Raw genomic sequence first — 11434 nt, forward strand, 5'->3', positions numbered from 1 at the left:
AATGGTATTTACTACTGAATTTAGTGTAAGTGATGAATTTAAAATGAAGTAAAAATGCTTTTGGCTGGATAAATGTATTAAATTATTGAGCATTAATTATTAAAAAAGCAATAAAACCCAAATGCTAAAAATGGATTTTAGTATTTAAAAAGAAACTGATAGCTCATTTAAGAGATTTGAAAACTGCCAATGTTTGGTGTAGAAATATTAGCTTAGATGAAAATTATATTAATGGTTTTATGATTGAAAAAGAGCTTAATAGTTAGATTAAATTATATATTATATTATACAAAAGCACTATTTGATAAATAGTTTAATTATTTTTAATCGTAGTAATCACCGATTTATATAACAATTACTACGATTTTAAACACTTTTAGGTTCTATTTGCTTTCCCAGCCCCATTTTATCCAAACTTTTTGAGCCTCTTTAGATTGGACGAACTTGACAAACTCTTGTGCTATAGCTTTATTTTGCGAGTTAGTAGTAACTGCAATTTCAGCACTTCGGTAAATTACTGCATCATCTTTTAATGAGACAAACTCAGCTTTTTTATCGCCTAATACTTTAGCCCAGTGTGACCATATAATAAGCGCATCAATGCTCTCATCGCTATTCCATCGTTCTACGGCTAATTTTGAATTTGGTGCATAATAAGCAATATTTTCTCTAAGTTTGACTAAATTTTGTTGATTTGCCCCCTTAAGTGCCATATCCTCATATAGTCCAACCTGACCAGCGCCATCTACTACCATTACCTTTATACCATCTTTTAAAATATCAGCAAATTTTTTAATATTTTTTGGGTTATTTTTGCGAACAACGATACCAGCCTCTCTGATATTTAATACCTCTACATCTTTGACATTTAAAGAGTTTGACATAGCCTTAATAAAACCATCCATCATTGATGAATTACCTGCAAATATAATATCTGCATTAGCTTTAGCATCATTTATCCATTGAGGAGTTGGCCCTGCAATGATTTGAACTTTTTGACCTTTTTGGGCTTCAAACTGCGCTGCAAGCTCTTTTAAAACTGGAGCTGGCCACCTGGTCCATAGGCTAGTACATCAGCGTGCGCTGAAGTAGCTATAGCAAAACATGCAAGACATGTAAGTAGCGATTTTTTCGTAATTTCCCCTATTTTAGTTAAATTTTATGAAGCAAATTTAAGATATTTCATAAGTTTTAATTATATTTAAAATTATAAAATATTGATTTAATGTAGCATAATTTTCATCTTTATAGTGATAAATAATCAAGATACGATAAAAAATCACTAAAATATTAAACAAAACACTATTTATTAAATGTTTCTACTCCATCAAATCCAAGTTCATTTGGTAAAATCGGGCCGTTAATTATAGTTGGAGTGATAATAAATATTAATTCACTAGTTTTGCTAGTTTGTCGGTCACTTTTAAATAGATACCCAAGCAAAGGAATATCACCCAAAATTGGAACTTTATTAATCTCGTTGCCTAGGCTTTTAGCGATTAAACCACCTAAAATTATACTATCGCCACTAGAAATTTCTACCACAGTAGATAACTTTTTTTGCATAGTATCTGGAGCGATTACACGAGGTTGCGTCTGCTTAGCATCATCAGCTGAATATTTAAAGCTGCTTAGGCTAGGATTTATACGTAGCATTATGCGATTCTCATCGCTAATTTCAGGCAAGAGATTTAGTAAAATTCCTATAAATACAGAGTGTTGTTTATAAGTAGTTTTAGTAATCTCACTAGTATCATTATTAGTGATATCTTCAGCAATTCTATAATTGATATTATCACCTACTGAGATTAGGGCTTGTTGATTGTTCATTGCCATTATTTTAGGACTTGAGATTATTTGACTTTTCCCATTAGTACTTAAAAAATTTAATACACCATCAAGACTAAGACGCAAATCTCCACCAATGATAAATCCACCAGAGATATTTTTTAGACTATGGGCTGGATTTTGAGCAGTGCCTTTATTAAAGATTAGGCGTGATGAAGTACCATCGCTTAAATAACTTTTAAAACCAAGCTCAAATTTACTCCAATCAACACCTTTTGTATAGCTATTATCTAGCTCAACAGAGATTATTTTTACATCGATTAAAACCTGCTTTTTAAGGCGGCTTGAGAGCAAATTTAGATAGTTTTGTACCCTTTGTAGTTGATTTGCAGTACCAGTGATATGAATTAGCCCGGCTGCTGGATTAATGATTGGAGCTGGAGCAATAAATGAATCATTATGGCTATTTAATACTAATTTTAGCTCATTAGCAAGATCTTGCCAAAAATCAAATTTTTCTGTAGTTTTTATTATATTATCTTGATTATTTTCATCATTTTGACTACTATTTTGATAATCCTCGCCAATCTCTATCGGAGCTGAATCTACAGAAGCTTTAGTAATTGCTTGACCTTGTCTAGCTGAGATAATATAATCCATTTTAAAGGTTTTAGTTTGTATATATGACAAGCTTAACATTTTGTCATTAAACTCATAACTAAGATCATTTGACTCAGCTACTAAGCGTATAATTTCATCAAGGCTAAGGCGTGAAATATTTATTAAATTTGTTGGGGTTTTTAATGCATTAGTGGCATTTGAATCGCTTAAAGCAATGCTAAATTTACAAATATTTGCAAGCTGAGCTAAAATTTCATATGATGTTATATTTGGACTTAGACTCATATCTAATTTCTTATTTTTACACTCATTTGCATTTAAATTTATAGTTAACGCAGCTAGACTTAATATTAATATTTTAAAAAACTTTAATATCATTATTTACCTTTGAGATTGAAAGCCTAATTTTATTATTATTATGTAGTATTATTACAGTTTGATTTTCTATCTCTAAAATGCAAATCTCTTGACAGCTTTGACCTAATTCATACCAATTAGAGTTGATTTTGGCCCTATTTTCTATTATAGCCTCTAATTTTAAAGTGCTAGAATTAAAGTCTGTTTGAGCATTTTGAGTAATGTAAAATGGCGATTTTACTTGGTTTATATCGCCTAAATTTGCCCTTAATGGGCTTTTATTGTATAAATCTAATATATATTTGTATTTAGTACTTAAATCTTGAGAAAATAGCAAAGTAGTCATGGTTAAAAACAGACAAAGCAATCTCATTTTACCCTCTGTAAACTTAGTCTAATTTGACTACTATACGGCTCAAATCTAGCCTCTTTAATATCTATAAAGCCCCCTTTAAGCTCATCTATAAAAGCTAGTGTTTGAGTAAAAGTCGAACTAAAAGATAGATTATAATCATATAAAATAGCACTATTTTCTTTTATATTATTTGGCAAAATTTGAGAAATCTTTATATTATGTTCTTTTGCTTTATCTCCAATAAAACTTAAAATCTCACTACTAGAACTAAATTTATCCTGGATTGCGACTAGATTTTTAGTGTGAGATTGGATAAAGCTATTCTCAGCTTTTAAATTTTCTAGTTCAATTTTACTATCTTGTAATCTTTTTGTTGCTAGCTCTAGGCGATTTTGAATTTGTTGTGGAGAATTCATACTGATATAGTTATTTAACTGTAATTCATAATTAGCTAAAGCGCTTTGATAAAGTTTATCAAAATAATCCCAGCTAAGATAAAGCAGATAAAACATAATCAAAAATCCACCCATAAATATCATATGCTGTTCTCTTTGGCTACGTGATTCTAACAAGGATTTAAAATCCATTTTCTTGTCCTATTGTAATGTTTGATTCAAAAAAATTTTGATTATTGATGAGTTGACCAATGTTAGTTTTAGCACTAAAAGAGTTTATAAAATTATTAATATTTTGAGTATCTTGTGAGATGATTGCGATGTTGATTTGATTATTTTTTAATTCTATATTCCTTGCTTGAAGCGAATATTTATCCATCAAATTTGCGATATTTGCTAAAATTATAGCTAGATTTTGGTTATTAAATTTACTTGCAATAATATCAATTGTAGCTAAGTTTTTATTTATATTATCTTTTATATTTTGAATTTGTATGGTTATACTTTTAATCTCATTATTTAGTGCTATTAGACTACTATTTAAACTACTCGCACTTGAGTTTTGCAAAGTCAAATTTGCTCCAAGTTTTGTAGATTTAGCCTCTATATTAAAAGTTAATATTAGCATATAAATCGGATAAACCAATCCCAAAATCGCTCCAGCAGCAATACTAATAAATAGCCTACCATCAGCTCTTTTGTATAGTGGTTTAGGCTTATTAAATAGTGTAAAATTTAGCAGCTGCCCTTTATGCATTAACTCCTTAGCATATATCGCCATCATTAAATTAAGCGGTGCTGGACTTTTAAAATTATCTAAAAACTCAAACCCCCTAATCTCTTGCCCAAGCTTATTAGATAAAGCAGTATTAAGACCTACAATATCCCCTATAAATGAACTAAGATATATCCTATCTGGTATGATTTTATCAATATTTGCAATACTTTGAATAGTTTGGATAGTTATATTTAATAACTCAGTAAATTTATTGCTATTTTGATCTATAATCTTAGCTGTACATTCAATTTTATAATTCCTAGCTATCTTAGGCAAAGTATCACATATAATTCCATGATGCATAATATATCGCCCATTACGATAAAAGCATAAATAACTCTCATCATTATCATAAAATATAAAACAATCTATGCTAGATTTATCAAGTAAATTAGAGCTATAAAATCCACCCATTAACAAAGGAGATGGAATAATTACATTAATATTTTTTAAGATATTAATCGCTTGAGTATCTAATTCTTTTAAGGCCAATTCAATATCGATGATATAAAGCATATAACCACCATCACTATCATCAAAATAGCTAATCTTATACTCTTTTTGCGGATTTAAAAGCAGCTCATCATATGCAAATTTGATAATCTTTATTCCTAGATTCTCTTTCTCATCAGTATAATATTTTAGAGTTGTTAAAGCTTTAGCCGGTATAAAACAAATACTAAATTCATTATTTTTTATCTTGTATTTTACTTTAGGATTAAAGTGATTTGAGTAGTCATAAATTACATTTTTATATAAATCAACGCAGATCAAGCTACTCTTTTTCAACTTTTTACCTTAAAATATATAAAATATGTTAAATTCAGTATTTTTTAAATATTATAAAAATAAAATTATGAATTTATACTTTGATTATATCTATTTTTGCTTTAAATAAATTTAAATTGAGATAATTTTTATTAAAATATTTAATCACTAAATAATATAAATTTATTAAAATTCGATACTCTCACCACTGATATATTATTTGTGGTGAAATTTTGTTTATAATTTATATTTATCACAAACTAACAATAGTTAAAATCTACTTATACTAATATGCAAATTCAGACTAAACGTAACATTATAAGCTGCACTAGTCTGAATTTAGAAATATATAAACCAAATTTAGCTTTAAATACTTTTATTTAAAAGATAATTATCTTTTAAATCTTGACTATTTTCTAACTGAGTTTGTCTCTCTTTATTGGATTTTATTCGCTTATTTAATTCATCAAGCAATCTCGCCATTAATGTTGGCTCATTTTTGTCGCCTTGACTTTGAGAGATGACCCACATTCCAGCCGTACCATCAGCATTAATCATATAACCACTAGCAATAATCTTATCTCCATTTGGCGTGCGACCAGTATCCTTTTTAGCTAGCTCGTTAATATCATAAATTAACGCTTCATACTCTAAACGTTTTTGCGGATCATCTATCATTTGGCGTAAGATATTTGGAGCAATGGTGATATTATTTAACCCTGCGTTAGTATTTGGCTTGCTTGCTCCAAAGAAATTTAACCCATCGTATTTCTTGCTTAGCTCTTTATAAAGCTCATTTGTGTGTGAAAACTGATGATTTTGAGATTTTACATAGTTATATGCAGCCTGACTTACAGTAGTATCTCCTATACGAACTATCATTTTTTCTCCTTTTGATGATTATATTTTCATTATCGTCAAAAAAAAAATGAATAGTTAAATATTAAAATTCAATACTCTCTACTACTGGAATATTATCTACTGTGAGATTTTGCTTGGTTCGATTATATTTTTTGATAATGACTGGTTCTTGTACTCGCTCAAATCCAGTAACCAAAACTGCAAAATAGTCAAATTTAGCACCATTTAATCTAGCATATACCAAATCACCAACATTACAAGCTTGAGAGCTAAATCCCTGAGCTGATGCAAGTTTGCCATTACTAGTATCGGTAGATTTAATAGTATAAACATAACCATTATTAACTCGACTAATAGAACTTACAATACCTTTTATATAGTTATTTGTAGCTATATTTGTATAACTCTTAGTAGTCGTACATCCAACTACTAAGAATACAAATATTGATAAAAATAGATTACGCAGTAACATTAACCACATTACCGCTAAGCTCCATGATTACTTGATTGATTCTATCTAGAGTTTTATCCATTGTCTGTTGAGAAATATCAGGTAAAGCCTGACCCCATAAAGCTTCAGCCTGAGCAAAACCCTCTTTAACCCCTTCTAATCCACTTTTCATCATCTCTACATCGTCTCCAGCTCCATTAATAATAAAATCAGCTATACGATTTGCAGTATTATCAATACCAAAATATCCACTATCACTTATTAGCTCACTAGCCTCTTGCGAGCTTAGATTACCAATTGGTTTACCGCTATAACCAGTAATGTCTATATTTTGATTTAGTAAATCCTTTAATTCTTGGGTAAAATTATTAAAGCTATTATCTTGATTATTAAATTCAAAACTAAGACCAATAAAGCCAACTTGCATATTAAAATTACCATTTGATAACTCAAAGCTTTGTTGCATAAATTGCATATGATAACCTCTTGTTAACTCGCCTGGATCAATCTTGCTTGCAGCTTCTTTAATTCTTTCAATGTTATCTTGCGAACTTGGATTAATACTTAAAAAATCTAGGCTATTTGTACCATTTATCTGCATATTTATCTCCTTTGAAAGTTTAATTTAATATCGGATTTTTAATAAAATATGTTATGTTTTTGAGAGAAAATTGAATTTTAAGTGAATTTGGCTTAAAAAATAGCCAAATTCAAATTTCTACTTATTTTTCATACTTAAGTAACTATTTAATGCGCTCACATAGGCTTTAGCGCTTGCCATCATAGTATCAATATCAAGACCATGGCCTATAAATGGAGGTTCGCCAGAACCAAAGGCTACCTTTACAGTAACCTTAGCAAGGGCATCTTTACCTTGAGAGACAGCTGAAACTTTATAGTCTTTTAATTCACCAGCTACATTGCTTATTCTATCAATCACTTTAAATATCGCATCAGCCGTACCATTACCAAGAGCTGCATCGCTAATAATATCACCATTAAATTTAATACTAACAGCTGCACTTGCATGACCTGAGTTGCATGAGCTAGTGCTTAGAGTTACAATCGTATAAATCTCAGGGATCTTTATAATCTCATCACTAACAAGCGCTCTAATATCATCATCAAATATCTCTTTTTTCTTATCGCAAAGTAGCTTGAATTTACCAAATGCTTCATTAATCTCTTCATCATTTAGATCAAATCCTAAATTTACAAGCTTATCTTTAAAGGCGTGACGGCCACTATGTTTACCTAATACTAGAGCATTTTTCTCTGCTCCTATATCTTCGGCTTTGATTATTTCATATGTTTGAGCACATTTTAACATACCATCTTGATGGATACCGCTCTCATGTGCAAAAGCATTTTTGCCTACAATTGCTTTATTTGGTTGTGGTTCTATACCTGTAATGCTAGCTACTAAACGACTTGTAGCATATATCTCTTTAGTTACGATATCGGTATATAATCCACTAAATTCATCGCTCCTTGTTTTAATTGCCATAACAATCTCTTCTAAAGCTGCATTACCAGCTCTTTCGCCCAAACCATTGATAGTACATTCTACCTGTCTTGCTCCAGCTTTAATACTTGCTAGAGTATTTGCCACTGCAAGCCCAAGGTCATTGTGATTATGCACAGATATTATAGCTCTATCGCCAATAAATTCGCTCATAATTCTAACCATATCAGCTATCTCATATGGCAATCTAAAACCGACAGTATCAGGCAAATTTAAAGTCTTAGCACCAGCATTTACCACCGCATCACATATCTCTTTTAAAAATGATATATCGCTTCTACCAGCATCTTCGCAGCTAAACTCAACATCATCTACAAAGCTTTTAGCATATTGTACCGCTTCAACTGCTCTTTTGATAACCTCATCAGGCTTCATTTTAAGCTTATGTTCCATATGGATTGGACTAGTAGCTATAAAGGTATGAATTCTTCTATTTTTTGCTGGAGCGATTGCATCAGCTGCTGCTTTAATATCACGCTCAAGAGCCCTTGAAAGACTAGCAACTTTGATAGATTCTACTTGCTTAGCAATCTGATTAATTGCATCAAAATCCCCAGGACTAGCAGCGGCAAATCCCGCTTCCATAACATCAACACCAAGGCGTTCTAATTGAAGAGCAATTTGAATTTTCTCTTCAGTATTCATAGATGCACCAGGGCTTTGCTCACCATCTCTTAAAGTTGTATCAAAAATTATAATCTTATTTTTATCCATTTTATTATCCTTAAATTTAATATATTATATAGTGCAATATATGCAAAGTTATTAAAAAGAGCTACAGAGCAGATTAAGGAGGGAAAGTTTATAGATAAATATATAAATCTTTTTACTATTTGTTATCATTTTTGTTCCTTTATCTTAATATTTTTGGCAAAAAATCTTGCCCAAACAGCACGAATTATACCATATGTAGTATAAATAGAAATCAAAGCAGTAGCTGATTCTAAAGGATATAGATATAAAAGTGAAAATAATAATACAAGCACCACAAGGGCTTTGATATAATTAGCACGGCTAAAATCTACCTTTTTAAAGCTTGGATAGCGTACATTTGAAACCATAAGTATCGAAAGTGCCGCCATTAAAATGATAAATACCCATTCAAAACCAATTAAAATTTCATATTTATTGTAAATTCCAATCCAAAATCCAGCCACTATAGCAGCCGTAGGAATAGGTAATCCTATAAACATATTTGGCTCATTTTCATTAGTTGTAACATTAAATCTAGCTAGTCTAATAGCCCCAAAAACTACAAACATAGCTGTAATAAGTGAACCAAATCTACCAAATTCGCTTCCAATACTAAAATAAAATAACATAGCTGGGGCAACACCAAAAGCAACTAAATCAGCCAAACTATCAAATTCAACACCAAATTTGGACGTAGTTTTGGTTAGTCTTGCTACCCTGCCATCTAATCCATCAAGCACAAGTGAGATAACAAGGTAAAAAATTGCTTTACTAAACTCGCCATTAGCACTAGCTAAGATGCTAATAATACCGGTAAATGCACTACCTGCTGTAAATAAATTTGGAAGTATATATATTAATTTATTATTGCTACTCATCTATATAACCTATAATATTGCAGGCCTTAATCTTATCACCTTTTGCAACACTAATTCTAGTATTTAAAGGCATTAAAAGGCAAACTTTACCATCTTTGATAAAGCCGATTCTGCGACCTGATTTGACACAAGTTAGATTTTCTAAATAGACCTTAGAAGTAAATGCCGAGGTGCTAATGCGAAGTATAATATCTTGATTTTTAGATATTATAGTAGCTCGATTATTTAATAAATTTAAATTTGCATCACTACTATGCAGATTTAATCCATTACGTCTTTTAATAGAAGCTATCTCCATATCACAAGCAGCTCGTAAAACGCCACAATCAATAATTCTAGAACGAATCAAAATCTCGCTATAACTACGCCCATTATAATTGCACTTTTTAATATCCTCTACAATTCCATCAATAGGGGACACTATAGCCTTAGAATCTTCACTTTGTGGTAATCTCTCAGGATTTCTATAGATCCACAAAGTAACTAAAAATAAAATAACAAAAAAACTAAACCAAAGATCAAAAATCAAAGATATTATCAAAAGTACCGCTGAAATAGCGATACATTTATAGCCATATTTGCTTATAATTCCTAGATTATCCATCTATTTGATTCTCTTTTGCTTTTTTGATATCTGAGTTCTCATCTTCTGGGTCTATTAAGCGAGTAGGTAGGCCATTTGCTTCTTCAAATTCTTTAATAATCGCTCTGACCTTTTCTCCTTCTATAGTCTCTTCTTCATATAAAGATTCTACCATTTTTTCTATCGCACCACGATAAAGCTCAAGCGTAGCAAGAACTGCTTCATATCTCTCATTTAAAAAGCTCTTTACAAACTCATCAAGTTTTTGTGCCATATCATCACTATAATCTTTTAGCGTTTGGCCACCATTTAAAAATACATTGCGTTGTTTTTCTAATACCATAAGGCCAGCTACATCAGTCATTCCATACATTGATACCATTGCCTTTATGATATCAGTAGCTCGCTCAAGATCGTTACTTGCGCCTGTGCTAATCTCTTTAATAAATACTTGCTCAGCAGCCCTACCACCTAGTAATACATCAACTTTAGCAATCAATTCATGCTTTTGCATTAGAAATTTATTCTCTTCTGGAGCATTAAGTGTATATCCTAAAGCTGCAATACCACGAGGAATTACAGATACCTTTGTAACCTTATCAGCACCTTTTGTCGTCTCGGCTATTAAAGCATGACCGCACTCATGATATGTAACTATCTTTTTCTCTTTTGGATTGATACGGCGAGATTTTTTCTCTAGACCAGCAATTGCTCTCTCAACTGCTTCAACTAAATCTTGTTGATCAATTTTAGCCTTATTAGAACGACCAGCCAAAAGAGCAGCTTCGTTAATAATATTAGCTAAATCTGCTCCAGCCAAACCAGCAGTTAAGCGACCTATCTCATCCATATTTACATCATTTGATAGCTTAACTTCTTTACTATGCACCTTTAATATATCAACGCGACCTTTAAAATCAGGCTTATCAACTAAAACTTGACGGTCAAATCTACCAGGTCTTAAAAGTGCTGCATCTAAAACCTCTGGACGATTGGTTGCTGCTAAGACAATCACAGGCGCCTTATCACTATCAAAGCCATCCATCTCAGCCAATAACTGATTTAGAGTCTGCTCCCTCTCGTCATTTCCACCCATCATAGAACCAGCTGCTCTACTCTTACCAATAGCATCAATTTCATCTATAAATACGATAGCAGGTGCTTCTTTCTTAGCATTTTCAAATAAATCCCTAACACGACTTGCGCCCACACCCACAAACATCTCTATAAAACTTGATCCAGAAACTGAGAAAAATGGAACTTCAGCTTCACCAGCAACAGCCTTAGCAAGTAATGTTTTACCAGTGCCTGGAGGGCCTACTAATAAAACTCCTTTTGGAATTTTAGCACCTAGGCGAATATAGCGTTCAGGATTTTTAAG

General features: G+C 31.4%; 11 protein-coding genes and 1 pseudogene. All 12 read right to left on the reverse strand.

Features of this window, described 5'->3' with window-relative positions:
- Positions 1 to 383: 383 nt before the first annotated feature.
- Positions 384 to 1096 (reverse strand): annotated as a pseudogene (locus tag J6V67_RS00005) (extracellular solute-binding protein).
- A 206-nt stretch (positions 1097 to 1302) separates the two neighbouring features.
- On the reverse strand, positions 1303 to 2787 hold the full coding sequence (gene mshL, locus J6V67_RS00010) for a pilus (MSHA type) biogenesis protein MshL (protein ID WP_291856991.1): 1485 nt from the start codon (positions 2785 to 2787) through the stop codon (positions 1303 to 1305).
- Complete coding sequence (locus J6V67_RS00015) at positions 2768 to 3139, reverse strand: hypothetical protein (RefSeq protein ID WP_291856993.1); 372 nt, start codon at positions 3137 to 3139, stop codon at positions 2768 to 2770. The genes mshL and J6V67_RS00015 overlap by 20 nt, the downstream gene beginning before the upstream one ends.
- Positions 3136 to 3708, reverse strand: a complete 573-nt coding sequence (locus tag J6V67_RS00020) for a hypothetical protein (protein ID WP_291856995.1) — start codon at positions 3706 to 3708, stop codon at positions 3136 to 3138. Before J6V67_RS00020 ends, J6V67_RS00015 begins: the two co-directional genes overlap by 4 nt.
- Positions 3698 to 5083 (reverse strand): hypothetical protein, encoded by a 1386-nt coding sequence (locus tag J6V67_RS00025; protein WP_291856997.1) that lies wholly within the window; start codon positions 5081 to 5083, stop codon positions 3698 to 3700. Before J6V67_RS00025 ends, J6V67_RS00020 begins: the two co-directional genes overlap by 11 nt.
- Positions 5084 to 5428: 345 nt before the next feature.
- Positions 5429 to 5944, reverse strand: coding sequence for a DUF6033 family protein (locus J6V67_RS00030; protein WP_291856999.1), 516 nt, complete (start codon positions 5942 to 5944; stop codon positions 5429 to 5431).
- Positions 5945 to 6005: 61 nt separating this feature from the next.
- The gene (locus tag J6V67_RS00035; protein ID WP_291857001.1) at positions 6006 to 6395 is read right to left on the reverse strand and encodes a hypothetical protein; all 390 of its coding nucleotides are present in this window, start codon (positions 6393 to 6395) and stop codon (positions 6006 to 6008) included.
- On the reverse strand, positions 6382 to 6975 hold the full coding sequence (locus tag J6V67_RS00040; protein WP_291857004.1) for a hydrogenase-4 component G: 594 nt from the start codon (positions 6973 to 6975) through the stop codon (positions 6382 to 6384). Before J6V67_RS00040 ends, J6V67_RS00035 begins: the two co-directional genes overlap by 14 nt.
- Positions 6976 to 7092: 117 nt before the next feature.
- Positions 7093 to 8613, reverse strand: coding sequence for a 2-isopropylmalate synthase (locus tag J6V67_RS00045; RefSeq protein WP_291857006.1), 1521 nt, complete (start codon positions 8611 to 8613; stop codon positions 7093 to 7095).
- 125 nt (positions 8614 to 8738) lie between these two features.
- On the reverse strand, positions 8739 to 9470 hold the full coding sequence (gene pssA, locus J6V67_RS00050; protein WP_291857008.1) for a CDP-diacylglycerol--serine O-phosphatidyltransferase: 732 nt from the start codon (positions 9468 to 9470) through the stop codon (positions 8739 to 8741).
- Positions 9463 to 10074: a phosphatidylserine decarboxylase gene (locus tag J6V67_RS00055; RefSeq protein ID WP_291857010.1), complete on the reverse strand. Its 612-nt coding sequence runs from the start codon at positions 10072 to 10074 to the stop codon at positions 9463 to 9465. The genes pssA and J6V67_RS00055 overlap by 8 nt, the downstream gene beginning before the upstream one ends.
- Positions 10067 to 11434: ATP-dependent zinc metalloprotease FtsH (ftsH, locus tag J6V67_RS00060; protein ID WP_291857012.1), on the reverse strand; the 1368-nt coding region annotated here is incomplete at its 5' end. The genes ftsH and J6V67_RS00055, both read right to left, overlap by 8 nt.

The sequence above is a fragment of the Campylobacter sp. genome (assembly GCF_017646085.1).
In the GTDB taxonomy this organism is placed as follows: Bacteria; Campylobacterota; Campylobacteria; order Campylobacterales; family Campylobacteraceae; genus Campylobacter.

Excerpts from the sequence above, each read along its gene's own strand:
- mshL (WP_291856991.1), bottom strand. The coding sequence starts at position 2,787 with ATGATATTAAAGTTTTTTAAAATATTAATATTAAGTCTAGCTGCGTTA.
- J6V67_RS00015 (WP_291856993.1), bottom strand. The coding sequence starts at position 3,139 with ATGAGATTGCTTTGTCTGTTTTTAACCATGACTACTTTGCTATTTTCT.
- J6V67_RS00020 (WP_291856995.1), bottom strand. The coding sequence starts at position 3,708 with ATGGATTTTAAATCCTTGTTAGAATCACGTAGCCAAAGAGAACAGCAT.
- J6V67_RS00030 (WP_291856999.1), bottom strand. The coding sequence starts at position 5,944 with ATGATAGTTCGTATAGGAGATACTACTGTAAGTCAGGCTGCATATAAC.
- J6V67_RS00035 (WP_291857001.1), bottom strand. The coding sequence starts at position 6,395 with ATGTTACTGCGTAATCTATTTTTATCAATATTTGTATTCTTAGTAGTT.
- J6V67_RS00040 (WP_291857004.1), bottom strand. The coding sequence starts at position 6,975 with ATGCAGATAAATGGTACAAATAGCCTAGATTTTTTAAGTATTAATCCA.
- J6V67_RS00045 (WP_291857006.1), bottom strand. The coding sequence starts at position 8,613 with ATGGATAAAAATAAGATTATAATTTTTGATACAACTTTAAGAGATGGT.
- pssA (WP_291857008.1), bottom strand. The coding sequence starts at position 9,470 with ATGAGTAGCAATAATAAATTAATATATATACTTCCAAATTTATTTACA.
- J6V67_RS00055 (WP_291857010.1), bottom strand. The coding sequence starts at position 10,074 with ATGGATAATCTAGGAATTATAAGCAAATATGGCTATAAATGTATCGCT.